The organism is Streptomyces caelestis (assembly GCF_001279005.1).
Taxonomy (GTDB): domain Bacteria; phylum Actinomycetota; class Actinomycetes; order Streptomycetales; family Streptomycetaceae; genus Streptomyces; species Streptomyces heliomycini.
This window is the reverse complement of the sequence record NZ_LGCN01000241.1, coordinates 1-24,473: the sequence shown is the minus strand read 5'-3', so window position 1 is coordinate 24,473 and position 24,473 is coordinate 1. Positions and strand designations below refer to the sequence as shown.

The 24,473-nt window shown below is 73.9% G+C and carries 21 protein-coding genes and 1 pseudogene; 8 read left to right on the top strand and 14 right to left on the bottom strand.

All coding sequences use genetic code 11. The annotated features are described in order from the left end of the window. The first annotated feature begins 75 nt into the window (after nt 1-75). A complete protein-coding gene (locus tag ADK41_RS32775) occupies nt 76-729 on the top strand; it encodes a zf-HC2 domain-containing protein (RefSeq protein WP_030836228.1) in 654 nt (217 codons plus the stop codon). Between the two features lie 203 nt (nt 730-932). Here the strand turns inward: ADK41_RS32775 and ADK41_RS32770 are convergent, their stop codons facing one another. Continuing rightward, the gene (locus tag ADK41_RS32770; protein WP_030836225.1) at nt 933-3,029 is read right to left on the bottom strand and encodes a SpoIIE family protein phosphatase; all 2,097 of its coding nucleotides are present in this window, start codon (nt 3,027-3,029) and stop codon (nt 933-935) included. A 132-nt stretch (nt 3,030-3,161) separates the two neighbouring features. Between ADK41_RS32770 and ADK41_RS32765 the strand changes: the two genes are divergently transcribed. Then, a complete protein-coding gene (locus ADK41_RS32765) occupies nt 3,162-4,583 on the top strand; it encodes a lipase maturation factor family protein (protein ID WP_030836222.1) in 1,422 nt (473 codons plus the stop codon). Here ADK41_RS32765 and ADK41_RS32760 read toward each other — a convergent pair. Genes ADK41_RS32760 through ADK41_RS32745 form a run of 4 tightly spaced genes read right to left on the bottom strand, consistent with a single transcriptional unit; the run spans nt 4,571 to nt 8,479 of the window. Next, nucleotides 4,571-5,410, bottom strand: coding sequence for an amidohydrolase family protein (locus ADK41_RS32760; RefSeq protein WP_030836221.1), 840 nt, complete (start codon nt 5,408-5,410; stop codon nt 4,571-4,573). The two genes, ADK41_RS32765 and ADK41_RS32760, sit on opposite strands and share 13 nt — an antisense overlap. Then, a complete protein-coding gene (locus tag ADK41_RS32755) occupies nt 5,407-6,384 on the bottom strand; it encodes an aldo/keto reductase (RefSeq protein ID WP_030836219.1) in 978 nt (325 codons plus the stop codon). The genes ADK41_RS32760 and ADK41_RS32755 overlap by 4 nt, the downstream gene beginning before the upstream one ends. Then, nucleotides 6,381-7,136 carry an SDR family NAD(P)-dependent oxidoreductase gene (locus ADK41_RS32750; RefSeq protein ID WP_030836217.1) on the bottom strand — a complete coding sequence of 252 codons (756 nt, stop codon included), beginning with the start codon at nt 7,134-7,136 and terminating at the stop codon, nt 6,381-6,383. Before ADK41_RS32750 ends, ADK41_RS32755 begins: the two co-directional genes overlap by 4 nt. Then, nucleotides 7,133-8,479, bottom strand: coding sequence for an enolase C-terminal domain-like protein (locus tag ADK41_RS32745; RefSeq protein ID WP_030836216.1), 1,347 nt, complete (start codon nt 8,477-8,479; stop codon nt 7,133-7,135). Before ADK41_RS32745 ends, ADK41_RS32750 begins: the two co-directional genes overlap by 4 nt. A gap of 181 nt (nt 8,480-8,660) precedes the next feature. Here ADK41_RS32745 and ADK41_RS32740 point away from each other — a divergent pair, with 181 nt between their 5' ends. Next, nucleotides 8,661-9,362, top strand: a complete 702-nt coding sequence (locus ADK41_RS32740; RefSeq protein WP_030836214.1) for a FadR/GntR family transcriptional regulator — start codon at nt 8,661-8,663, stop codon at nt 9,360-9,362. 522 nt (nt 9,363-9,884) lie between these two features. Here the strand turns inward: ADK41_RS32740 and ADK41_RS32735 are convergent. Beyond that, nucleotides 9,885-10,313 carry a DUF3291 domain-containing protein gene (locus ADK41_RS32735; RefSeq protein WP_030836212.1) on the bottom strand — a complete coding sequence of 143 codons (429 nt, stop codon included), beginning with the start codon at nt 10,311-10,313 and terminating at the stop codon, nt 9,885-9,887. An 86-nt stretch (nt 10,314-10,399) separates the two neighbouring features. Between ADK41_RS32735 and ADK41_RS32730 the strand changes: the two genes are divergently transcribed. Then, complete coding sequence (locus ADK41_RS32730) at nt 10,400-11,053, top strand: MerR family transcriptional regulator (RefSeq protein ID WP_030836209.1); 654 nt, start codon at nt 10,400-10,402, stop codon at nt 11,051-11,053. Between the two features lie 199 nt (nt 11,054-11,252). Next, nucleotides 11,253-11,645 (top strand): annotated as a pseudogene (locus tag ADK41_RS43665) (VOC family protein); the annotation flags it as partial. 34 nt (nt 11,646-11,679) lie between these two features. On the opposite strand, the gene ADK41_RS41340 reads toward ADK41_RS43665, so the two are convergent. Beyond that, complete coding sequence (locus ADK41_RS41340; RefSeq protein ID WP_106979611.1) at nt 11,680-11,853, bottom strand: hypothetical protein; 174 nt, start codon at nt 11,851-11,853, stop codon at nt 11,680-11,682. A gap of 471 nt (nt 11,854-12,324) precedes the next feature. Here ADK41_RS41340 and ADK41_RS32720 point away from each other — a divergent pair, with 471 nt between their 5' ends. Beyond that, the gene (locus ADK41_RS32720; protein WP_030836202.1) at nt 12,325-12,774 is read left to right on the top strand and encodes a hypothetical protein; all 450 of its coding nucleotides are present in this window, start codon (nt 12,325-12,327) and stop codon (nt 12,772-12,774) included. 19 nt (nt 12,775-12,793) lie between these two features. Here ADK41_RS32720 and ADK41_RS32715 read toward each other — a convergent pair whose 3' ends face one another. From ADK41_RS32715 to ADK41_RS32685, 6 genes are all read right to left on the bottom strand, one after another. Beyond that, the gene (locus ADK41_RS32715; protein WP_030836199.1) at nt 12,794-14,287 is read right to left on the bottom strand and encodes an SDR family NAD(P)-dependent oxidoreductase; all 1,494 of its coding nucleotides are present in this window, start codon (nt 14,285-14,287) and stop codon (nt 12,794-12,796) included. A 105-nt stretch (nt 14,288-14,392) separates the two neighbouring features. Then, nucleotides 14,393-15,820: a wax ester/triacylglycerol synthase family O-acyltransferase gene (locus tag ADK41_RS32710; RefSeq protein WP_030836196.1), complete on the bottom strand. Its 1,428-nt coding sequence runs from the start codon at nt 15,818-15,820 to the stop codon at nt 14,393-14,395. A 237-nt stretch (nt 15,821-16,057) separates the two neighbouring features. Further along, entirely contained in the window at nt 16,058-16,321 is a 264-nt protein-coding gene (locus tag ADK41_RS41870; RefSeq protein ID WP_030836194.1) for a hypothetical protein, read from the bottom strand. Nucleotides 16,322-16,736: 415 nt separating this feature from the next. Beyond that, nucleotides 16,737-17,957 carry a glucose-1-phosphate adenylyltransferase gene (glgC, locus tag ADK41_RS32695; RefSeq protein WP_030836189.1) on the bottom strand — a complete coding sequence of 407 codons (1,221 nt, stop codon included), beginning with the start codon at nt 17,955-17,957 and terminating at the stop codon, nt 16,737-16,739. Between the two features lie 51 nt (nt 17,958-18,008). Next, the gene (glgA, locus tag ADK41_RS32690) at nt 18,009-19,160 is read right to left on the bottom strand and encodes a glycogen synthase (RefSeq protein WP_030836186.1); all 1,152 of its coding nucleotides are present in this window, start codon (nt 19,158-19,160) and stop codon (nt 18,009-18,011) included. A gap of 42 nt (nt 19,161-19,202) precedes the next feature. Then, entirely contained in the window at nt 19,203-19,958 is a 756-nt protein-coding gene (locus ADK41_RS32685; protein WP_078662214.1) for a (2Fe-2S)-binding protein, read from the bottom strand. A gap of 210 nt (nt 19,959-20,168) precedes the next feature. On the opposite strand from ADK41_RS32685, the gene ADK41_RS32680 reads away from it, so the two are divergent. After that, nucleotides 20,169-21,287 carry a DMT family transporter gene (locus ADK41_RS32680; RefSeq protein WP_030836181.1) on the top strand — a complete coding sequence of 373 codons (1,119 nt, stop codon included), beginning with the start codon at nt 20,169-20,171 and terminating at the stop codon, nt 21,285-21,287. Here the strand turns inward: ADK41_RS32680 and ADK41_RS32675 are convergent. After that, the gene (locus ADK41_RS32675) at nt 21,277-22,521 is read right to left on the bottom strand and encodes a transglycosylase family protein (protein ID WP_030836178.1); all 1,245 of its coding nucleotides are present in this window, start codon (nt 22,519-22,521) and stop codon (nt 21,277-21,279) included. The two genes, ADK41_RS32680 and ADK41_RS32675, sit on opposite strands and share 11 nt — an antisense overlap. A gap of 365 nt (nt 22,522-22,886) precedes the next feature. On the opposite strand from ADK41_RS32675, the gene gndA reads away from it, so the two are divergent. Beyond that, nucleotides 22,887-24,326: an NADP-dependent phosphogluconate dehydrogenase gene (gndA, locus tag ADK41_RS32670; RefSeq protein ID WP_030836175.1), complete on the top strand. Its 1,440-nt coding sequence runs from the start codon at nt 22,887-22,889 to the stop codon at nt 24,324-24,326. Nucleotides 24,327-24,473: the final 147 nt, after the last annotated feature.

Genomic DNA, 24,473 nt, shown 5'->3' with positions numbered 1-24,473 from the left:
TGATTCGGCCGCCTGGTGCGTACCGGTGGGAGCAAGGAGTAACCCCACCCGCACCCAACGGCACGAGGATTCGGCATGAGGTCCCTGGAAAGGCATCGCGACGTCGGCGCCTACGCGCTCGGCGTGCTGGACGAGGCGGACGCGTTCCGTTTCGAGGACCACCTCATGGAGTGCCCCCGGTGCGCCGTCCAGGTGACCGAATTCGGCCCTGTGGCACGCCAGTTGATGCTGTACCGGAGTTCCACCCCGCGGCTGGTGCACCCGCTGGCCGAGCCCGGTCCGAGGATGCTGGACCGGCTGCTGTCGCAGGTGGCGGTCCGCAACCGCGCGGGGCGTCGCCGGCTGCTGCTGGCGCTGGCCGCCTCGGTGGTGCTCGCGGTGTCCGCGCCGGCGGTCGCGATCATGGCACGGGCCGACGGCGGGGGCGCCGTGCGCATCGCGGCGACCGACGAGCGGTCCGGGGTGTGGGCGCAGGTGACCACGGAGGACGAGGCCTGGGGCAGCGCCATGGAGATCGAGGTCAAGGACGGCGCCGGCCCTCGCGCCTGCCGTCTGGTGGCGATCGGCCGGGACGGCTCCGAGGAGACGGTGACCAGCTGGAGCGTGCCCCGTCACGACGCCCGCCCCCACACGATCCTCGGCGGCTCCGCCATGCACCCCGAGGACATCGCCCGCTACGAGGTGCGCACGGCGAAGGACGAGAGCCTGGTGACGCTGGAGCCCCGGTGAGGGGCCGCGGACGGCGTCCCCGCGCACCCGGCAGACCTCGGCGCCGCGGCCGTACGCCCGCAGACCGCCCTTCCTCCCGGCCCCGGAAGGCCCCGGCACGCGTCGGGAGCGCCGTCCGGGGCGCCGTCGTCCGGGGGGGCGCTCCGGGCCCGGCCGGCTCCCGGGACGGCACGCGCTCCACGCGGTGCGGCGCCCGCGCCTGCTCAGGCCGGGTCGGGGCCCTTCGCCACCACGAACTCGCTCCACACGCACTTGCCGCCGCCGCGCGCCTCCACGCCCCATACGTCCGTGAGCGTCTCGATCAGGAGCAGGCCCCGCCCGGAGACGCCCGACTCGCCCGCCTCCCGGCGGCGCGGCAGGGCGCTGGAGGAGTCCTCGACCTCCACCCGTACGCGCCGCTCGCCGCCGGTGAGGGCCCGGAGCGTGACGATCGCGGAGCCCTCGGTGTGCATCAGCACGTTGGTGATCATCTCGTCGGCGACCAGCTCGATCTCGTCGGCCCGGTCCCCCGCGTCCCAGGCGCCCACCGCCGTGCGGATCGCGCGCCGGGTCTCGGCGAGCGCCTCCGGATCACCGGGCGTCACCCGCCGCTTGAGCCGGCCGCCGGGCCGCGCGCTGTCCAGGGCGCGGCGGCGCAGCAGGAGCAGCGCCACGTCGTCGCCGCCGCCGCGTTCCTCGGCCACGTCGATGAGCCGGTCGGCGAGTTCGCGTACGTCGTCGGGGCCGACGGCGATCAGCGCCGAGAGGGTCTCCATGCCGTCGTCGAGGTCGGCGCCGGGCTGTTCGATCAGGCCGTCGGTGCACAGCAGCAGGGTGTCGCCGGGGTCGAGCTCCATCGTGCCGACCGGGTAGTCGAGCCGCCCGAACTCCGCGGACAGGCCGAGCGGCAGCCCGCCGGGGACGGGGACGCGCCGACAGGAGCCGTCGGTGCGGCGCACCAGCGGGTCGAGGTGGCCGGCCCGGACCATCTGGAGTACGCCGGTGGCCAGGTCGGCCTCGGCGTAGAGGCAGGTCGCGGAGCGGTCGGTGTCGAGCTCGTCCAGGAAGACGGAGGCGCGGGCCATCACGGTGGCCGGCGGGTGGCCCTCGGCCGCGTAGGCGCGCAGCACGATGCGCAGCTGGCCCATGACGGCGGCGGCGTGTGTGTCGTGGCCCTGGACGTCGCCGATGACGGCGCCCACCCGGCCTCCCGGCAGCGGGATCAGGTCGTACCAGTCGCCGCCGATGTCGCGGCCGAGGGAGCCGCCGATGGTGGCGGCGCGGTAGCGCACGGCGAGGTCGGCGCCGGGCACGCTGGGGATGGTGCGCGGCAGCATGGCCTGCTGCAGCCCCTGGGCGAGGTCCATCTCCTGCTCGTAGAACATCGCGCGCTGCATGCTCTGGGAGATGCTGCTGCCCAGCGCGACGAGGATGTTGCGCTCCTCCGCGGAGAAACCGCGCCGGTCGCTGTAGAGCAGCCCCATCGCGCCGATGGGACGGGCCTGGACGATCAGCGGCAGATAGGCCGCCGAGGTGATGTGCAGGCCGGTGAGTCCCTGCCACAGCTGCGGATAGCGCTCGGCGAACTCCTCCGGTGAATCGATGAAGCACGGGCTGAGGGTGCGCACCGCCTCGCTCATCGGATACGGCTCGTCGATCCCGGTGACCTCGGTGCCCGGTATGAGGCTGCCCTCGGGTCCCTCCGCGACGAGCCGGATCCTGCCCGCCTCGAGCAGCCCCATCACCAGGCTGGTCGCACCCAGATGGGTGAGGCCGTGGGTGTCCTTGAGGACGTCGATGACGTCCTGCACGGTGCGCGCATGGGCGAGGGCGGCGGTGGTGAGCTGGACGACGTTGGTCTGCCGGCGGCGGACGTCCTCCTGGGCGGCCTGCTCGCGCCTGGCCTCGCTCTCGCCGAGCTCCTGGGTGGCGTCCCGGACGATGCCGATGATGCGGCGGGGCCGGCCGCTCTCGTCCCGGCGGATGTAGCCCTGGGTGTGGGTCCAGCGCAGGGAGCCGTCGCGGCGGCGGACGCGGAAGTAGGCGCCGTAGTTCTCGCTGCCGTCCTTCAGCGCCTGTGACACGACGGTGTCCAGGCGCAGGGCGTCGCCGGAGGGGACCCGGCTCTCCAGGGACTCGGGCCTGTCGTCGTATTCGCCGGGGCGCACGTCGAAGATCTCGTGCGCCTGGGCGTCCATCTGCATCACCCCGGCGCCCAGGTCCCAGTCGAAACCGCCCATGCGGTTGAGCGCCAGGATCGGGTCCGGGTGGTCCGGCCAGTCGTCCGGGAGAGACAGGGGGCTCGCTCCCCGATCAGCCATGGGCCCACCTTGCCAGGGTTCACGCGATTCTTCGACCGCTGGGCGCCCTCCGCCCGCGGGTTGCGCGGCCCGCCCGGTGGTATACGGAGAGTCACAAGGGCCCCGGCGGGACGAGGCGGAGGGAGCGCGGCCGTGGAGTGGTTCACCGCATCCGAGTACTGGACGGGCCGGCTGGTCTTCCAACGGGCGCTGGCCGGGCTGTATCTGGTCGCGTTCCTGGCGGCGGCGCTGCAGTTCCGCGCGCTGATCGGGGAGCGCGGCATGCTGCCGGTGCCGCGTTTCGTGGAGCGGGTGCCGTTCAGGAGGTCGCCGAGCCTGTTCCACTGGCACTACTCGGACCGGTTCTTCGCGGTGTGCGCCTGGGCGGGCTGCGCGGTGTCGGCGGCGCTGCTGGCGGGGCTGGACTCGCTGCTTCCGCTGTGGGGCGGGATGCTGTTGTGGCTGGCGCCGTGGGCGCTGTACCTGTCGGTCGTCAACGTGGGACAGACCTGGTACGCGTTCGGCTGGGAGTCGCTGCTCCTCGAGGTCGGGTTCCTGGCCGTCCTCCTCGGCAACGACGAGGTGGCGCCGCCCGTCGTGGTGCTGTTCCTGCTGCGGTGGGTCCTGTTCCGGGTGGAGTTCGGCGCGGGTCTGATCAAGATGCGCGGCGACGCGTGCTGGCGGAAGCTGACCTGCCTGGACCACCACCACGAGACCCAGCCGATGCCGGGGCCGCTGAGCTGGTTCTTCCACCGTCTGCCGAAGCCGCTGCACCGGATCGAGGTGGCCGCCAACCACGTCACCCAGCTGATCGTGCCGTTCCTGCTGTTCGCCCCGCAGCCGGTGGCCTCGGTGGCCGCCTCGCTGATGATCGTCACCCAGCTGTGGCTGGTGCTGTCCGGCAACTTCGCGTGGCTGAACTGGATCACGATCGTGCTGGCCCTGCCGGCGGTCGCGTTCCCCTCCGATCCGCCGGCGGTGCCCGACGCGCCGCTGTGGTACGTGGTGGTCGTCCTCGCGGTGTCCGCGCTGCTGCTCGGCCTCGGTCACCGGCCGGTCCGCAACATGCTCTCCCGCCGCCAGGTGATGAACCGCTCCTTCGACCCGCTGCACCTGGTCAACACCTACGGGGCGTTCGGCAGCGTCAGCCGGATCCGGTACGAGGTGGTCGTGGAGGGGACGGCGGACGAGGCGCCCCGGAAGGACTCCGGCTGGCGGGAGTACGAGTTCAAGGGCAAGCCGGGTGATCCGCGGCGCTGGCCGCGGCAGTTCGCGCCGTACCACCTGCGGCTCGACTGGCTGATGTGGTTCGCCGCGCTGTCGCCCGCGTACGCCGGTCCCTGGTTCGGCGCGCTGGTGGAGCGTCTGCTGGAGGGCGACCGGGACACGCTGAGGCTGCTGCGCCGCTCCCCGTTCCCCGCGGACGCGCCGCCCCGGCACATCCGCGCCCGCCTCTTCCGCTACCGCTACACGACGTGGCGGGAGCTGCGGGAGACGGGCGCGTGCTGGGAGCGGACGTATGTGCGGGAGTTCCTGCCGCCGACCCGGCTGACGGGGACGGCTCAGAGGTCGTAGACGCGGGTGGCGGTGGTTTCGAAGAGCTGACGGCGTTCGGCGGCGTCGAGGCCGTCGGCCAGCTCCCGCGCGGCGGCGAGGACGTCGCCGTACGACGCCGCGAGGGTGCACACCGGCCAGTCCGAGCCGAACATCAGCCGGCCGGGGCCGAAGGCGTCCAGCACGACGTCGGCGTACGGGCGCAGGTCGTCGACCGTCCAGGAGTCCCGGTCGGCCTCGGTGACCAGGCCGGAGAGCTTGCACACCGTGTTGGGCAGCGCGGCCAGGGCGCGGACGTCGGACGCCCAGGGTTCGAGCGCGCCCGAGGCGACGGGCGGCTTGCCCAGGTGGTCCAGGACGAAGGTGAGCCGGGGCAGCGACGCGGCCGCCGCCGCACAGGCCGGCAGTTGGTGCGGCAGGACCACGAGGTCGTAGGCCAGACCGGCGTCGGCCGCGGCGGCGAGTCCGCGCCGGACGTCCGGGCGCAGCAGCCACCCGGGGTCGGACTCGCCCTGCACCTGGTGGCGGACGCCCTTCAGGTACCGTCCGCCGGGCAACGCCCGCAGCCGGGCCAGCTCGTCGGCGATGTCGGGGCGGACGAGGTCGGTCCAGCCGACGACCCCCGCGACCGACTCGTGCGCCTCGGCGAGGGCCAGCAGTTCGGGGGTCTCCTCGGGGACCGTGACGGTCTGCACCAGGACGGTGCGGTCGACACCGGCAGCGCTCGCCTCGGGGGCGAGGTCGGACAGGCCGAAGTTCCGCCGCAGCGGCCGCAGTCCGGGGCCGGTGAGCCAGTCCTGGTCACGGACGGACAGGTCCCAGACGTGGTGGTGCGCGTCGACGGTCACGCCGGCTCCCCCTCGGACGGCAGCAGGCCGTCGGCGCGCAGTTCCCGCCAGAGGGCGGTGGGCACCGGGTCCGTGAACCGGTCGGCGCAGTCGTGGACCTCGGCGGCCGAGCGGGCGCCGACGAGCACGCTCGCGACCGCCGGATGGGCGGCGCAGTGGGCCAGGGCGGCGGCGCGCAAGGTGGTGCCGTGCCGCTCGGCGGCCTCCTTCAGCCGCAGGGCGCGGTCCAGCAACTCGGCGGGCGCCCGGGTGTAGTCGTACGTCGCTCCCGGCCCCGGGTCCGCGAGCAGGCCGGAGTTGAAGGCGCCGCCGACGACGACGGAGGTGCCGTGTGCCAGGGCCGCGGGCAGCAGGTCGGTCAGGGCGCTGTGGTCGAGCAGGGTGTGGCGGCCGGCGCACAGGACGACGTCGACGTCGGTGTCGCGGACGAAGCGGGTGAGCATCGCGGTCTGGTTCATGCCGGCGCCGATCGCCCCGACGACGCCCTCCGCGCGGAGTCTCTCCAGAGCCGGGTAACCCTCGCGGAAGGCCTGTTCGGCGTGGTCGTCGGGGTCGTGGAGGTAGACGACGTCGACGCGGTCCAGGCCGAGGCGTTCCAGGCTCGCCTCCAGGGTGCGGCGTACGCCCTCGGCGCTGAAGTCCCAGACGCGACGGTGGGTGGCGGGGACGGCGAAGCCGTGGGCGAGGTCGTCGCCGCCGGCGTCAAAGGGTTCGAGGCGGCGGCCCACCTTGGTGGAGACCGTGAAGGCGTCGCGCGGGTGCTCGCGCAGGGCGGCGCCGAGGCGGCGTTCGGCCAGGCCGATGCCGTAGTGCGGGGCGGTGTCGAAGTAACGGACGCCTCGCTGCCAGGCGGCCCGCACCGCCTCGTGCGCCGCCTCCTCGCCGACCTCGGTGTACAGGTTGCCGATGCCGGCGGAGCCGAGGGCCAGGGCGGTGACCTCGACGCGGCTGCGGCCGAGCCGGCGGCTGTTCACCGGGCCTCCGGGCGCAGCCGCAGTCCCTGCATGCCGCCGTCGACCGTGAGGGCCGTGCCGGTGGTGGCGCCGGACAGCGGGCTCGCCAGGTGGGCGATGGCGCCGGCGACCTCGGCGGCCGGGACCAGGCGGCCGGTGGGCTGGCGGGCCTCCAGGGCGGCGCGTTCGGCGGCCGGGTCGTCGGCCGCGTCCAGCAGCCGGCCGATCCAGGGGGTGTCGACGGTGCCCGGGGTGACGCAGTTGACGCGGATGCCCTCGCGGACGTGGTCGGCGGCCATGGCGAGGGTGAGGGAGTACACGGCGCCCTTGGTGGCGCTGTACAGGGCCCGCTGGGGCAGGCCCACGGTGGCGGCGATGGAGCAGGTGTTGACGATCGCCGCGTGCCCGGAGGCGCGCAGGTGCGGCAGGCAGGCGCGGGCGGTGCGGACCATGCCGAGGACGTTGACGTCGAAGACGCGGTGCCATTCCTCGTCGGAGTTGGTCTCCACGGTGCCCTGGGCGCCGACGCCGGCGTTGTTGACCAGTACGTCGAGGCCGCCCAGGCCGTCGACGGCGGCGGCCACCGCCGCACGCACCGAGGCGTCGTCGGTGACGTCGGCGCGGTGTCCGGTGAGGGGTTCGGCGACCGTCGACGGGTCGAGGTCCAGCACGGCCACGGTGGCGCCGCGCTCCGCCAGGAGGTCCGCCGTGGCCCGGCCGATGCCGGAGGCGCCGCCGGTCACCAGGGCCGTCAGGCCCTCGAAGTCGCTCATGCGGTCCGCTCCTTCTCCTGCTGCGTGTCCGGGTCGGCGGCCCAGAAGTCGCCGTCGGGATAGGTGTAGCGCGCCAGGGACTCCGGGCGCACGGCGGCGGAGAACCCCGGCGCGAGGGGCGCCGTGTAGTGGCCGTCGCGGATCACCACCGGGTCGAGGAAGTGGTCGTGCAGATGGTCGACGTACTCGATGACCCGGTCCTCGGTGGTTCCGGTCAGGGCCACGTAGTCGAACATCGACAGGTGCTGGACGAGTTCGCACAGGCCGACCCCTCCGGCGTGCGGGCACACCGGGACGCCGTACTTGGCGGCGAGCAGCAGGACGGCGAGGTTCTCGGGGACGCCGCCGACCCGGGCGGCGTCGATCTGGACGATGTCGAGGGCGCCGGCCTGGAGGAGCTGCTTGAAGACGATCCTGTTCTGCGCGTGCTCGCCGGTGGCCACCTTCACCGGGGCGACGGCGCGGCGGACGGCCGCGTGGCCGAGGATGTCGTCGGGGCTGGTGGGCTCCTCGATCCAGTACGGGTCGAACTCCGCGAGGGCCTTGGTCCAGCGGATCGCCTCGTCCACGTCCCAGCGCTGGTTGGCGTCGACCGCGATGCGCACATCCGGTCCGACGGCCGCGCGGGCGGCCCGGCAACGCCTCAGGTCGTCGTCGAGGTCGGCGCCGACCTTGAGCTTGATCTGGCGGAAACCGTCGGCGACCGCCCGCACGGCGAGCCGGGTGAGTTTCCCGTCGTCGTAGCCGAGCCAGCCGGGCGAGGTGGTGTAGGCGGGGTAGCCGCGCTCCAGCAGCAGGGCGGTGCGTTCCTCGGCGCCATCCCGGCCGCGGCGCAGGAGGGCGAGGGCCTCCTCGGGGGTGAGGGCGTCGGTGAGGTAGCGGAAGTCGATCTGGCGGACCAGCCACGCGGGGTCGGCCTCGGCGAGCAGGCGCCACAGCGGTTTGTCCGCGCGTTTGGCGGCCAGGTCCCAGAGGGCGTTGACGACGGCCCCGATCGCCATGTGCATCACGCCCTTCTCGGGTCCGAGCCAGCGCAGCTGGCTGTCGCCGGTCAGGTCGCGGTTCAGGACGGAGGGGTCGGCGCAGAGTTCGTCGACGGACCGTCCGACGAGATGACCGCGGAGCGCTTCGATCGCGGCGACCTGGACGTCGTTGCCCCGCCCGATGGTGAACGCGAACCCGTGCCCCTCGTGCCCGTCGGCGGCGTCGGTGCGCAGCACGACGTAGGCCGCCGAGTAGTCGGGGTCGGGGTTCATCGCGTCGGAACCGTCGAGTTCGCGCGAGGTGGGGAACCGGACGTCGTAGGTGTCGACGGCGGTGATGCGGGCGGGTCGCGGGGGCACGGAGGACCTTTCGGTGGGCGACGGGGACGGTAGGGCGTCAGTCCGGGGCACGGCCGCATATTTATCAGACCACTCGGCGAACACAACAGCCCTTGCGCGGAAATTCCGCGGTCTTTGTCCCGTAGTGGTCTGACCACTCCCGTCGTTAGACTGCGGCGGACCGGGTGAGTGGAGGAGTGGCGTGGAGGAGACGGCCCCACAGAAGGGCACGGTGACGCAGCGCGCCATCGAGCGGATCACGGCGATGATCCGGGAGGGCGAACTGGAGCCCGGCGAGCGGCTGCCCACCGAGCGTGAACTCGCCGTCCGGCTGGGCATCTCCCGCAGTTCGATGCGGGAGGCGATCCGCGCGCTCACGGTGCTGGGCATGGTCGAGGCCCGGCACGGCTCGGGCATCTACGTCACCCGGCTGGAGGCCGGGGACCTGCTGGAGACGTTCGGCGTGGTGGCCGATCTGTCCCGGGGGCCGCGCCTGGTCGAGCTGCTGGAGGTGCGCCGCGTCCTGGAGTCGACGGCGACCGCGCTGGCCGCCGCGCGGATCACCCCGGAACGGCTGGCCGAGGTCGAGAAGCACCTGTCGGCGATGAACGCCACCGACGATCCGGAGGAGATCCTCGCCCACGACCTGGCCTTCCACCGCGAGATCGCGGCGGCGGCGGGGAACGGGACGATGGCCGCGATCCTGGAGGGCCTGTCCTCGCGCACCTTCCGGGCCCGGGTCTGGCGCGGCTACCAGGAGGAGGGCGCCTTCGCCCGCACCCGGCGCGAACACGCCGCGATCCACCGCGCCCTGGCCGCCCGCGACCCGGAGGCGGCGCGGGCGGCGGCGGCCGCGCACGTGGGCGCGGTGGAGGAGTGGCTGCGCGGCCGGCTGACGGACTGAGCCGGCCGGGCCCCCTCCAGCCGCGGCGTCATCGGCCGAAGGGGGCGCAGGGGTACGGCGATCCGGCCGCCGTCGAGCGGGGAGCGTCCCCGTGTCCGCGAGCGGGTGTGCCGGCGGATCGGCCGCCTCGACGCCGGCGGCGAGGCCGGTGGTGGGCGTGGCGCGGGCGCGGTGGGCCTCGTGGAAGCAGCCGGTGACGTCACCGCTGCCGTCGTCGGCCCCGGTGGGCCGCCACTCGACGGGATCGGTCCGCCGGCCCCCGCGCGCCGCGTCGCCGGGGAGCCGGGGAGCCGGGGATCGCCGCCACGGTCCGCCCCGGCCCTGCCCGGGCGACGGGCGGGGCCATGGCGCCCCGGAACCGGACGCCGCTCCGGAGTGCGCCCCGGCGGGGCGGACGCGCTCGGGGCGGGCTCCGGCGGGGGTGCGGTCGCTTCGCGTACGGGGCGCTCCGTGGATGAGGACGGGTGGTCACCAGGGGCACGGCTTCCCGGCGCGCCGCACCCGTCCGGACCGGGCCGGCGTTCAGCGGGCGGGGCCGCGCCCGTCCGGGGCGGCGGCCCGCGCCTGGGCCTCGATGCGGCGCTTGGCGTCGTCCCAGTCGACCGGCAGCCCGTCGACGGGCACTTCCCAGAAGGTGAACGTCGAGTCGCGCATCGTCGCGCGCAGGCCGGTCATGACGCTCCTGTGCGGTTCGGTCCGGGCGTAGGCGTGGAGCGCGTCCCGGCTCTCCCACGCGGACAGCGTGTAGAAGACCTTGCCGAACGGCCGGGCCTCCAGGGAGGCGCCGAGGGCGCCGGGCGCCTTGCGGACCTGGCCCCAGGCGGAGAGGGACTTCAGGAGGAAGCGCGGGACGTCCTTCAGCGACCGCACCTCGAAGCGGGAGGCCATGACGAAGGCGTGGGTGGTCTCGGGACCCGCCGGGTGCGGGGTGACCCAGGGAAGGGTGGGCACGGTAGTCTCGTCTCCATAGTTGGATAGTGACGCTATCCAGATTAGACAGTGCCACTACCCAATTTCCAGAGGGAGAGCGAGAACACGTGAGAATCTCGGAACTCAGCCGCCGCAGCGGGGTGCCCAACGCGACGATCAAGTACTACCTGCGCGAGGGGCTGCTGCCACCCGGCCGGGCCACCGCGGCGACCCAGGCCGAGTACGACGAGACCCATCTCAGAAGACTCCGCCTGATCCGCGCGCTGACGGGGGCACGGGGTCTGTCCGTCGCCTCGGCCAAGCACGTCCTGGACGCCATGACCGAACACCGGACCGACCTGCATCAGCTGCTCGGCATCGCCTTCGGCATCCGGCCCCCCGCCGGCGTCACGCCGGACGCGGCCGAGGGCGGGGCCCCCGCCGGAGCGAACCCCGAGGCCGCCGCCCTGGTCGACGCGATGGGCTGGTCGGTCTCCGAGCACAACCCGGCCCGGCAGGCCGTCGACGAGACACTGCGGACCCTGCGCTCGCTGGGCATCGCGTACGACTGGGAGGCGCTCCTCCCCTACGCCGAACTCGCGCAGCGGACGGCCCGGCACGATCTCGAGCAGTTGGAGACGGTCACGGACCCGATGGAGAAGGCCGAGCGGGCGGTGCTCCTGACCTTCCTCCTGGAACCGGCGCTGATGGCCCTGCGCCGGCTCGCCCAGGAGAACGAGTCGGCCGCACGCCACGGCGGGGGCGAGCACACCTCGACCTGACCGCGACGGCGTCGCGGTGATCGGCCGGGTGACCGCCGGGTCGGCCGTGAGCCATTCACGTAGGACGCTCCCGGCCTCGGTGTGAGGCCGGTGCGGGGCGCGCCCCCGCGCGTACGCGGCCGGGCCGGAGCCCGCGGCCCGCCCTTCTCCTCCGTGTCCCCCTCCCCCATGGAAACCGACACCGGAGACGCGTTCAGCCATGTCCGCGGCACAGCACGTCCGGTTGAACCACACCGCCGTCCACGCCGGTGACCGCCGGTACTCCGCCGAGTTCCTCGCCGGGATACCGGGACTCGAGGACGGCGCCCCGTCCGGCCCGTTCCCGCCGGTCGGCCTCGGCGACGGCGCGACTCTCGACCACTACGAGAAGCGGGACGAGACGGTCCAGGGCCGGCCCTACGCGTTCCCGGTGCCCGAGGAGCGGTTCGACGCCACGGTCGCGCGCATCGAGGCGGCCGGGGTCACCTCCTGCGCGGATCCGGGCCCCGCCGAGCCCGACAGGGTCAACGACCTCTTCGACGGGCGCGGCGCCTGCTTCGACGACCCGGACGGCCACACCATGGAGATCATGACCCGGCCCTGCGTCCGGCCGCAGCCACGGGAGCGCGTCCCGCCCGCACGTGCCGTCAGTCGACGCTGGGCAGGATGTGGGGCTCGGCGAGGTCGTCCTCGTAGCCGGCGAGACGGATCGGGGCCGAACGAGCCCACACCTCGAGGATGCCGAGCTCCCCCGGCCGGCGGGCGGCGCGCTCGGCGTGCTCCTTGGGGGGCTGATCGCTCTTCGTCTGCTCCGGTGTCACCGCGCACTCCTTATGTGTCGGTCACCCTCGGGACGTACTGCGTCGGCCCTGCGCCTGGCGTCCGACGTCCGTTCGGGTCTGGATGGAAAACCGTTCGGACGCGGTGGCGCCGGCGACTCGAGGGAGAGCAGGCCGTGGTGAACCGGCTGGTCCCATGACGGACCGTGGGTGCGGGTGGAACCCTGACTGCTGTCCGTCCGGAACAGATTAACCAAATGAGCGGACCCCCGCTCGATGGCGCTGAAAACTGACGGTAACAATCACATGTCGGACGGTACCCAACGGGCGGGAATATGCTCCTATTTCCAGATACAGGTGACCGACTGTGGTCACTCGTTCGGATTACACGGACGTCGGTGCTTTCGACCGGTCCCCATGGTCGGGGCGCAGTTCAGGTCCCGTTGGCCGGTGCGCAAGCTCGTCATGGTCTGCTGCCGCACGGCAACGGCCTACTCCCGGGAGGACCGGCGCATGGAACTGCGCACCGTCGAGGAGCTGATGGACCTGTTGTACGCGTGCCGGGGCACGCGGGACGCCGGGGGCCGGGGCGGCGCCCCGGTCGACGCGCACGACCACGCCCTGCGCACCGCCGCGCTGCTGCGCCGCGGCCGGCCCGCGGACAAGGAGCTCCAGGTGGCGGGCCTGGTACGACCCGTGGGCCGACTGCTGTGGCCGGGCGAACCGGCGGCAGCGGCCGGCCGTGCGGCGGACGCGGTACGGGTGCTGCTCGGCGAGCGGGTGGCCGGTCTGGTCCTCCGGCACGCCCGGTACGACCTCCCGGCCGACGAAGCCCTCCTCGCCCTGCGCGCGGCGGACGAGGAGGCCCGCACCGCCTGCTTCGACGCCGGGGTCCTGGAGGACTGGCGCACCGTGCTGGAGTTGCTGGCGGCGCACGGCACCCGGCTGGGCATGGTCGACTGACGGCCCCGGGCCGCCGCCCTCACCACCGGCCGGGCGCGTAGTCCTTCATGAAGACGCCGTACAGGTCCTCGCCCGCCTCGCCGCGCACGATCGGGTCGTAGACGCGGGCCGCGCCGTCGACCAGGTCGAGCGGGGCGTGGAAACCGGCGTCGGCGAGGCGCAGCTTGTCGAAGTGGGGGCGCTCGTCGGTGATCCAGCCGGTGTCGACCGAGGTCATCAGGATGCGGTCGCTGTCGAACATCTCCTGCGCGCTGGTCCGCGTCACCATGTTCATGGCCGCCTTGGCGGCGTTGGTGTTGGGATGTCCGGCGCCCTTGTAGCCGCGGTCGAACACCCCCTCCATCGCGGAGACGTTGACGACGTAGGCGCGTCCGGCGGCCGCCCGGCGCGCGGCCTCGGCCATCGCCGGGCGCAGCTTGCTGATCAGGATGAACGGCGCCGTGTAGTTGCACAGCTGGGTCTCCAGCAGTTCCACCGGGGAGATCTGCTCGATGGTCTGGACCCAGGTGTTGGTGTCGACGACGTCGGGCAGCAGGCCGCCCGCGTCGATGGCGGTGCCGTCCCGGTGCCGGACCACGCTGGCGTTGCCCGCGACCAGGGCGAGGTCGGCCACCTTCTGCGCGTCGAGTCCGCTGACGCCGACGGGCAGCGCGGCCAGTCCGTCGACCGCGCCGGAGTTGAAGGCGCCGATGACGTGGTGGGCGGGCAGCTCACCGGCCGGCAGCGGGGCGCTCTCGCCCTCGACGAGCGCGGCGTACGCGGACGGCAGCCGGCGTACGGTCTGGGTGGCGTTGTTGATCAGGATGTCGAGCGGCCCCTGCTCGGCGACCCGGTCGGCCAGCGCGACGGCCTGGGCGGGGTCGCGCAGGTCGATGCCGACGACCTCCAGGCGGTCGATCCAGTCCGCGGAGTCGTCCATCGCCTTGAAGCGGCGGATGGCGTCCTTGGGGAAGCGCGTGGTGATCGTGGTGTGGGCGCCGTCGCGCAGCAGCCGCAGCGCGATGTACATGCCGATCTTGGCGCGTCCGCCGGTGAGCAGCGCCCGCTTGCCGGTGAGGTCGGCGCGGGCGTCGCGCCGGGTCCGGTTCTCGGCGGCGCACTTCGGGCAGAGCTGGTGGTAGAAGTAGTCGACCTCGACGTAGCGGGTCTTGCAGGTGTAGCAGGAGCGCGGGCGCTGGAGTATCCCCGCGATCGTGCCGGGCTCGACGCGGGAGGAGGGCAGGATGCCTTCCGTCTCGTCGTCGATGCGCTCGGCGGAGCCCGTGGCGGTGGCCTCGGTGACCGCCTTGTCGTGGGCGGTCTTCGCGGCCCTGCGCTCCTGGCGGCGGCGCTGCTTGACCGTGCGGTAGATGTGCGAGGTGGCCCGGCGGACCAGGATCGCGTCCGGGTGGTCGACGTCGAGCTCGTCGAGCTCCTCGAGCACGCCGAGGCAGACGGCGAGCCGCTCCGGGTCGATGCCGGGCCCGTATGCCACCGCGTCCGTGGCCCCGGGGCCGTCCTGTGTCACCGTCATCGCCGCTGCCGTTTCCCGCTCTGCTTCTCGCGGCGCTCCGTTCGCATCCGCTGTCGAACGGCGGATTTTACTTCAGCGCCGGACCGCGGCGCCAAACCGCGTCCCTCAGCGGTCGCAGACGGCGGTCAGTGCCGCCACCTCCTCGGTCAGCGCGCGGGCCAGCAGGCCGAGGTCCGGGACGGCCGCGCCGTCGGCGACCAGACCGTAGTGGACGCGCCCGCGGTAGGTGGAGACCGCGACCGCGAGGGAGTGACCGGGGGCCAGCGGCGCGAGCGGGAAGACGGCGCCGAGCGGGTCGCCGCCGAGCCTCAGGCCGAAGCCGGGCAGCGGCACGCTGGTGACCAGCACGTCGAACCAGAGCCGGGCCGCCTGGCCGAGCAGCGGTCCGCCGAGCCGGTGACCGAGCGGCGGCACGTGGTCGGCGAGCAGGGCGACGGCGCCCGCGCCCCGGTGCGGACCCGCCTCCTTGTTGCGGTCCATGGCGGTGCGCACCTGCGTGAGCCGGGCGAGCGGGTCCCGCTCGCCGACGGGAAGCCGCATCAGGTACCCGGAGAGCCGGTTGCCCTGCGGGTGGGCGGTACGCGGCCGGCGCCGGGAGACGGGGATGAGGGCGCGCGGGGCGACGCCCTCGCTGCCGTCGCCGCGCTCGTCGAGCCAGCGGCGCAGCGCGCCGGCGACGACCGCGATCAGCACGTCGTTGACGGTGCCGCCGGCGCTCTTGCGGATGCGGTGCACGTCGTCGAGGTCGATCACCGTGCCGGCGGTGCGGCGGGTGCCGCTGGGCGCGCAGGTCAGCGCGGGCGAGGAGCGCATGTCGAGGGTGGAGCGGGCGACGGCGGCGCCGATGTCCAGGGCCCGGCCCGCGTCGGACAGGGCGTCCCGGACGAGGCCGGGCACCTCGCGCACGTCGGGCAGCAGGCCGCGCGAGGGCTCGGCGGGGCGGGGCCGGGGCGCGGGCAGGTCCATCGGGTCCATCAGCGCGGCGGCCAGGGTGAGGGCGCGCAGCCCGTCGGCGAGGGCGTGGTGGAACTTGAACAGGACGGCGAAGGAGAGGCCGTCCTCCCCCGGCAGCACGTGGGCCTCCCAGGGCGGCCGGGCGCGTTGCAGCGGGCGTCCCATGAGCCGGCCGGCCGCGGTGTGGAAGTCGGCGGCCGGCGGGTGCAGCCGGACGTGGTCGAGGGGGTCGAAGCCGGGGTCGGGTTCGCGGGTGGCGCCGCCGAAGGCGAGGGACCGGCGCAGGGCGGAGGCGAGCGGCTGCCGCAGCGCGGCGGCCAGGGGCTCGCCGGGCGCGGGCCGGGTGCGGCGCAGCGCCGACAGCGACTGCCGCAGGACGAGCGGCTGCCACGTGTCGCGGATGCGCATGCGCAGTCCGGGCACGGCGGCGGCCCGGGACGCCAGCAGGTCCGCGGCGTGGGCCGCCGCGGAGGGCGAGCGGGCGGCGAAGACGCCGAGCGCCGCGAGGTGCATGGGATGACCGGCGGACTCGATGTTCCAGAACGCCAGGTCGAGAGGGGCGAGCGGGTCTGCGGTCATGGGCGGGGCCTCGCGTCGACGACGGGAACGGATCAGCAGTCAATCGCTCCCGGCCGATTACGGTCAAGTACGATCTGGCTACTCATAGTCAACAGCATGTGACGTCTTCGCCCCTCCCGCCGGTGCGGCGGAAGGGGCGGGACCGCGGTGGTGGACGGGGCCGTCGAGGCACGGCCACCGCCTGACGGAGTGACGGACGCCACCCGGACGGGTGCGGCCCACCGGAGGAACGGTTCATCACGGGGCGCCCTCCGTCGCCGGACGGCCTGCGGGCCGCGCCCGTGAGGCGTCCCGGACGAGGGCCCCGTGGGCGGCCTTCACCCGGGCCGCATCCGGCTCCCTCACGCGCCGGCGGGAGCCGACGCGGTAGCGGATGACGGGCTCCGTCCGGGCGGTCCGCGGGATGCCCGGGCCGGGCGTGCACCGGATGCCGCTGGAGTCCGGGCGCTGCTCGCCGGGAGGCGGGTTCTCGCCGTCCGCGGCGTCGGCCGGGTCGTGCACGCCGACGGTCGGCTCCTGGATGCGGCCGGGCTTCAGCGCGGTCGAAGGCGCCGGGGGGGCGGGTGCGGTACCCGCCCTTCAGTCCGCGGATCTCCACCGGATCGTCCTCCGCCGCGGCCGCGGCCGGGCCGGTCGCGGCGAGTCCGGTGCCCCCGGGGGCGGCGGCCGGCGAAAGCGCGCACCGGCTCCCGAGTCGTCCGGTGCGCACGGATCCTCCGTCGGTGAGGAGGACGACGGCTCGCTGCCCGGGATGTGGATCCGGTGCTGTGCGTGTTCCGTCCTGTGCGCCGCACTCGCCCCGTACGACGTCGTCGGGGAACAGCGCCTGGTATGACGGCCCGGGTTCCGTCATGCGTCCGGGGAAGATGACAAGGGTCCCGGCGGCCGCGGCCGGCCGGGGCCCGCACAGCGGCCTCTACGGCACCAGCTGTCCCTTGCCGAGCGCGATCACCCCGCCCTTGGACACGGTGTACAGCTCGGCGTCGCGCTGGGGGTTGACGCCGATCGTCGCGCCCGGCGGCACCTCGACGTTCTTGTCGAGCACGGCGCCGCGCACCACCGCGCCCCGCCCGACGTGCACGTTGTCGTGCAGCACCGAGCCCTGCACCACGGCCCCCGGATCGACGACCACGCCCGGCGACAGCACGGACCGGGTGACCTGTCCCCGGATCAGGCAGCCGGCGCTGATGATCGACTCGCTCGCCATGCCGCCCGCGTTGAACCGGGCCGGGGAGAGCTGGCCGGAGTGGGTGTAGATCGGCCACTGCCGGTTGTAGAGGTTGAACGCGGGGCGCTCGGCGATCAGGTCCATGTGCGCCTCGTAGTACGCGTCCAGCGTGCCCACGTCCCGCCAGTAGCCCTGGTCGCGGCTGGTCTCGCCGGGCACGTGGTTGGCGCTGAAGTCGTACAGCGCGGCCTCGCCCCGCTCGGTGAGCTGGGGCAGGATCGAACCGCCCATGTCGTGCACCGAGTTCTCGTCCTCGGCGTCCCGGTGGAGGGCCTCGATCAGCGCCTTGGTGGTGAAGAGGTAGTTGCCCATCGACGCGAACACGCACTCGGGGTCGTCGGCCAGTCCGGGCGGGTCGGTCGGCTTCTCCAGGAAGCGGTCCACGGTCCGTCCGTCCGATCCCGGCGTGATCACGCCGAAGGCGGAGGACTCCGAGCGCGGCACCCGTATCCCCGCCACCGTGACGCCGGCCCCGCTCTCGATGTGCTGGGCGAGCATCTGGCGCGGGTCCATGCGGTACACGTGGTCGGCGCCGAACACCGCCACGTACTCCGGCCGTTCGTCGTAGACCAGGTTCAGCGACTGCAGGATCGCGTCGGCGCTGCCCAGGTACCAGCGCGGACCGAGGCGCTGCTGGGCGGGGACCGGGGTGACGTAGTTGCCGAGCAGGCTGGACATCCGCCAGGTGGTGGTGATGTGCCGGTCCAGCGAGTGCGACTTGTACTGGGTGAGCACGCAGACGCGCAGGATGTCGCCGTTCACGAGGTTGGACAGCACGAAGTCGACCAGGCGGTACGTGCCGCCGAAGGTGACCGCCGGTTTGGCGCGGTCCGCCGTGAGGGGCATCAGGCGCTTGCCCTCGCCGCCCGCCAGCACGATTCCCAGGACCGAAGGACCACCACGACGCATGGCCGCTCCCCTCACGCCGAATTTCCCCAAGACTGCCCCGGACGGGCGGGGCTAAGCCTGTTCGAGGACCTCCTCGTAGAGTCCGGCCGTACGGCGGGCCACCGCGTCCCAGCCGAACTCGGTGACGGCCCGCTCCCGCCCCGCCTCGCCCATCCTCCGTGCCGCCTCCGGGTCGCCGAGGACCGAGTCGAGCGCCCGCGCGAGGCCCGCCTCGAAGGCGTCGTCCGCCTCCACGAGTACCCCCGTGGAACCGTCCGCCACGACCTCCGGGATGCCGCCGACCCGGGAGGCGACCACCGCGGTGCCGCAGGCCATCGCCTCCAGGTTGACGATGCCGAGCGGCTCGTACACCGAGGGGCAGACGAACACGGCGGCGTGCGTCAGCAGCTGGATCACCTCGGGCCGCGGCAGCATCCGCGGGATCCAGTGCACGCCCGCGCGGACCCGGCTCAGCTCCTCGTACAGCTCACGGAACTCCCGGTCGATCTCGGGCGTGTCCGGCGCCCCGGCGCACAGCACGACCTGCGCGGCCGGGTCGATGCCGCGCACCGCCCGCAGCAGCTGGGGCACGCCCTTCTGCCGGGTGATCCGGCCGACGAACAGCACGTACGGGCGGGAGCGGTCGAGGCCGATCCGGTCCAGGGCGTCGGTGCCGGGGTCGGGGCGGTACAGGTCGGTGTCGATGCCGTTGTGCACGACGTGCACCCGGGCGGGGTCGAGGGCCGGGTAGGAGGCGAGGATGTCCTCGCGCATCGCACCGGAGACGGCGATCACCCCGTCGGCCGCCTCGAGGGCGGTGCGCTCCGCCCAGCTCGACAGGGCGTAACCGCCGCCGAGCTGCTCGGCCTTCCAGGGGCGCAGGGGTTCCAGGGAGTGGGCGGTCATCACGTGCGGAACGCCGTACAGCAGTTTGGCGAGGTGACCGCCGAGGCCCGCGTACCAGGTGTGGGAGTGGACGAGGTCGCGGCCCTGGAGCGCGGCGGCCATGGCGAGGTCCACGGAGAAGGTGCGCAGCGCGTCATTGGCGCCGTCGAGCGCGGTCCAGGAGCGGTGGCGCAGCACACCGTCCGTCCTGCCCTCGCCCCAGCAGTGCACCTCCAGGTCCACCAGGGACCGCAGCTCCCGGGCGAGGAACTCCACATGGACTCCCGCGCCGCCGTACACGTCCGGGGGGTACTCCCGTGTCAGCAGTCCCACTCGCACCCGTGAACCCCCTGTCCGATCGAACGTCGACCTTCTTCATGGTCACCCAGACGGGGCGCGTGGGGAAGAGCGGGGCGGTCGTGCGAAGCAGCAGTCGCCGCAGACGCCTCCGCCCGGCACCCGGTAGTACAGACAGCAGCTGCGGCGCCGGAAGGCGGCGCCCGCCGGGCTCCCGGCGCCGGTGAGCAGGGGGTGCGCGAGGAGTTCGGCCGTCAGGGAGGCGGCCCGGGCGGCGACGTCCGTACGGCCGTGGCGGCGCCCCCAGGCGTCCAGTTCCCGGGCGGCGCCCGCGAGCGCGGAGGCGGCGTTGCCGCGCAACAGGCCCGGCGCGAGGCGGTGGCGGGAGCGCAGGGCCGCGGCGAGGGGTTCGAGGTGGCCGTGCAGCACCAGCTCCGCGAGCGTCGCCGCGTCGCCGGGCAGCGGCCGCACCCCGGTCAGCCACAGGTCGTCGGGGGCGCTGCCCTCCGGGTCCCAGCGCAGCAGCGGCGGGGCGAGGTCGGGGACCGCCCCGTAGAGGGCGGCGGACCCGAGGGCCACGGACCACAGGCGGGCGGCGAGCCCCTGCTGGGCCACCGACGCGGCGACCCGCGCCTCGGGGACGCGCAGGGCGCCGGCGACCCGGCGGACCCGCGAGGTCAGCACGTCGCCCTGAACGTCCGGGGACCGCGGCCCGTACGCCTGGGCGAGCGTGGGCAGGGGGCGGCCGGCCGTCACCGCCGTGCGCAGGACGAAGAAACCACCGAGGCGGTGGAGGGCGGTGAGCGACGGGTCGAGGTCCACGACGTACAGGAGTACCAGGGCCCCTAGGGGTGGCAACCAGGGGCCCTGCGCCCCAAGGCGCCCACCCTGGGGATGACGGGGCCGCCGTCGTACTCCATCGGCAGTAGGACTCATTGGGTGCTCAGGGACGACGACGGGAACACTCCGGCACGGCATCGTGTTGGTCATGGAAGCCGACCGTTCGCCGCGCCGGGTGCACCGCCCCGGCCCCACGCAGAGGAGCAGCCGATGAGCGCCCTCGCGTTGTCCGTGCTGCTGTCGTTCGTCTCCGCCGTGGCGTACGCCGGTGGAGCGATCGTGCAGGAGCAGGTCGCGGTGGCCTCACCCGGCGCGCAGCAGTTCGCACCGCTGCGCCGGCCGGGCTGGTGGGCGGCGGTCGCGCTCAACGGCCTCGGCGGACTGCTGCACGTGGTGGCGCTCGCCTACGGCCCGCTGAGCCTCGTCCAGCCCCTGGGCGCGCTGACCATCGTGTTCGCCCTGCCCATGGCCGCGCTGTTCGTCGGCCGGAAGGCCGGGGCGACCGCGTGGCGCGGCGCCGTCATGGCGACGGTGGGCCTCGCGGGACTGCTCTCCCTGGTCGGCGCGTCCGACGCGCAGTCGCTGAACACCGCGCAGCGGGTGGCGGCGGCGCTGGGGACGGCCGGGGCGGTCGTGGCGCTGATGGCCGCGGCCCGCGCCGTGCACCGGCACCCCGCGGTGCGCAGCATCCTGCTGGCCACCGCGTCCGGTGTCGCGTTCGGCATGTCCTCCGTCTTCACCAAGACCGTCGCGGTCGACTGGACCGGCGGGGTCTCGGCGGCGGACCTGCCGTCCCTGGCGGTGATCGGCGTCCTGGCCACGGCCGGCATGCTGCTCTCCCAGGCCTCCTACCGGGGCGCCGGCCTCGCGGCCCCGCTGGCCACGCTGACGGTGGTGAACCCGGTGGCGGCGGCCGCGGTCGGCATCACGATGTTCGGCGAGACCTTCCGCTACGGCACGACGGGCACGGCGCTCGCCCTGAGCTGCGGCGTGGTGGCGGCCGGCGGTCTGATCCTGCTCACGACGGAGCGGCTGGCGCACGAGAACCAGCAGACGCGGGCGGTGGAGGCCTCCGTGCCGGAGCCCGCGCCCGAGGCGGTTCCCGCGGGGGCCGGCGCGCAGCCGTCCCCCGACCCCGCCGAGCGGCTGCTGGCCGCACTCGAACTCCCCGAGGACGTACGGGCGCCGGCCTCCGTGCCGGCACCGGAGGGCACGCCGGACGACGCGGGACCCACCCTGGTGCCGCTGGTGTCGTACGCGCCCTTCTACGGCGGTCCGTACGTGCCGGTGGCGGTGGTGGACCGGCACAGGACGCGGGTCACATCCTGACGCCGCCCGCCCTCAGGTAGGCGACCGGGTCGACGTCCGATCCGAAGCCGGGCCCCGTCCGCACCTCGAAGTGCAGATGCGGGCCCGAGCTGTTCCCGGTCGAACCGGAACGGCCGATGCGCTGGCCGGCGCCGACGGACTGCCCGTTCCTCACCGAGATCGCCGACAGGTGGGCGTACTGGCTGTAGCGGCCGTCGGTGTGCCGGACCACCACCTGGTAGCCGAACGACCCCTCCCAGCCCGCGCTGACGACGGTGCCGGCCCCGACCGACTTCACGGACGTGCCGGTGGGAACGGGGAAGTCGACGCCCGTGTGGTAGCCCTTCGACCAGGCGGATCCGGCCTTGTGGTACGGCGTGCCGAGCGCGGCGCTGACCGGGGCGACCAGACCGCCGGTGGTCTGGTCGGCGCGGTCCGCACGGTCCTCGGTGCGCGGGGAGGAGGTCTTCTTCCCGGCCTTCTTCTCGGCCTTCTCCTCAGTCTTCTTCTCGGTCTTCTCCGGCTTCCCGGTCCTCTTCCCGGCCGGCTCGGCCGGTTTCCGGGCCGCCTTCGCCGTTCCGTCGGGCAGGGCGAGCCGCTGCCCCGGCACGATCAGGTCGGGGTCGCCGCCGATGGTGGAGCGGTTGGCGTCGTACAGCTTCCGCCAGCCGCCGCCGACCCGCTCCTCCACCGCGATGCCGGAGAGGGTGTCGCCGCGCACCACGGTGTACATCTCCGCGCGGCCCGCGCGGGACTGGGGTGTGGTGTGCGGCTTGACGTCCTCGACCGAGGACCCGCCGGCCCTCTTGTCGCTCCTGCCGCTCTTCTCGTTCCCGCCGGACGTGTCGGCGGCCGGCCGGATGTCGGGGGTGTCGCCGCCCCGGGTCAGTCCGGCCCGTGCCGAGCACGCCGGCCAGGCTCCGGGCCCCTGCCCGTCGAGGACCTTCTCGGCGACGGCGATCTGCTGGTCCTTGGTGGCCAGATCCGCGCGCGGCGCGTACCGGGTACCGCCGTACGCCTCCCAGGTCGACTGGGTGAACTGGAGCCCGCCGTAGTACCCGTTGCCGGTGTTGGTGTCCCAGTCGTCGGTGGACTCGCAGGCGGCGACCTTGTCCCAGGTCTCCACGTCGGCCGCCTGGGCGGCGCCGGCGCCCAGCAGCGGGAGCGCCATTCCGGCCCCGCTCGCGGTGACGGTGAGCGAGGCCCGGTTGATCCTGTTCGGCTGATACCGGCGGTGCCGGCCGCGCACGGCCATGGAAGTCCCCCTCGACAATGCGTCAGGAGGGGCAAAAGTAAGCGGTGCCAACCAGCCGTGACAAGACGGCTATCGGCCGCGCGGACGCGCCAAGTGGCCGGGAATTTTCGCCCGTTGCGCCCCCATTGGCGCGCCGTGGGGAGCGCGCGCGGGCGGGTGTCCCCGTCCGCGGGGGCACGCGGATGCGTGCGCCCGCTGAGTGCGCGAGGGGCATCCGCACGTATGTGCCTGAGCGGTGTCGCACGACCCGCGTGTGCGCACGCACGTGCGGCGCGTCAGGATGGTCGACGGCAGGACTGACGGGCGTCGACCGGCAGCACCGATACCCGGCAGTACCGATACCGAGGTCATGAGGAGCCACCCCAATGAGCAGTTCAGCGCAGATCGGCGTCACCGGACTCGCGGTCATGGGCCGCAACCTCGCGCGCAACTTCGCCCGCAACGGCTACACGGTCGCGGTGCACAACCGGACGGCGGCACGCACGCACGCGCTGGTGGAGGAGTTCGGGCACGAGGGCGACTTCGTGGCGGCCGAGACGGCCAAGGAGTTCGTGGCGGCGCTGGAGCGACCGCGTCGGCTGGTCGTCATGGTGAAGGCCGGCGAGCCGACGGACGCGGTGATCGAGGAGTTCGCCCCGCTCCTCGAGCCCGGCGACATGATCATCGACGGCGGCAACGCGCACTTCGCGGACACCCGCCGCCGGGAGAAGGCGCTGCGCGAGCAGGGCATCCACTTCGTCGGCATGGGCGTCTCCGGCGGTGAGGAGGGCGCGCTGAACGGGCCGAGCATCATGCCGGGCGGCCCGAAGGAGTCGTACGACTCCCTGGGTCCGATGCTGGAGAAGATCTCCGCGAAGGCGAAGGACGGCTCCCCCTGCGTCACGCACGTCGGTCCGGACGGCGCCGGACACTTCGTGAAGATGGTGCACAACGGCATCGAGTACGCCGACATGCAGCTGATCGGTGAGGCGTACCAGCTGCTGCGCGATGTCGCCGGGTACTCCCCCGCGCGGATCGCGGAGATCTTCCGCACCTGGAACACCGGCCGGCTGGACTCCTACCTGATCGAGATCACGGCCGAGGTGCTGTCGCACGTGGACGCGGCCACGGGCGAGCCGTTCGTGGACGTGGTGGTGGACCAGGCGGAGCAGAAGGGCACGGGCCGCTGGACCGTGCAGATCGCGCTCGACCTGGGCGTGCCGGTGTCCGGCATCGCCGAGGCCGTCTTCGCTCGCTCCCTGTCCGGTCACGCGGCGCTGCGCGAGGCCTCGCGCTCCCTGGCCGGTCCGAAGGCGACGCCGATGGGCGAGTCGGAGGCGGCGGCGTTCGCCGACCGGGTGGAGCAGGCGCTGTACGCGTCGAAGATCGTGTCGTACACGCAGGGCTTCCACGAGGTCGCGGCCGGCAGCGAGGAGTACGGCTGGGACATCGACCTCGGCGCGGTCTCCGCCATCTGGCGCGGCGGCTGCATCATCCGCGCGGCCTTCCTGGACCGCATCCGCGCCGCCTACGACGCCCGTGCGGACCTGCCGAGCCTGCTGTCGGACGAGACGTTCGCGCGGGAGATCGCCGACGCCCAGGACGACTGGCGCGAGGTGCTGATCGCGGCGACCCGCCAGGGCGTGCCGACCCCCGGCTTCGCCGCGGCCCTCGCCTACTACGACGCCCTGCGCGCGGAGCGCCTGCCGGCCGCGCTCACCCAGGGCCAGCGGGACTACTTCGGCGCGCACACCTACCGGCGCACGGACCGCGACGGCTCGTTCCACACGCTGTGGGGCGGGGACCGGTCGGAGGTCTCGGCGTAGCACCCCCGGAACAGGGCGGTGGACGGCCGGTCGGCCGTCCACCGCCCTGTTTCCTTTCCCCTCCGGATCAGCTCAGCGGCGGGCCGGGTTCCGGGTTCGGCACCGGCTCGGGGCCCGGGGGGATCGGGGAGGGGGACGCCCCCCGGC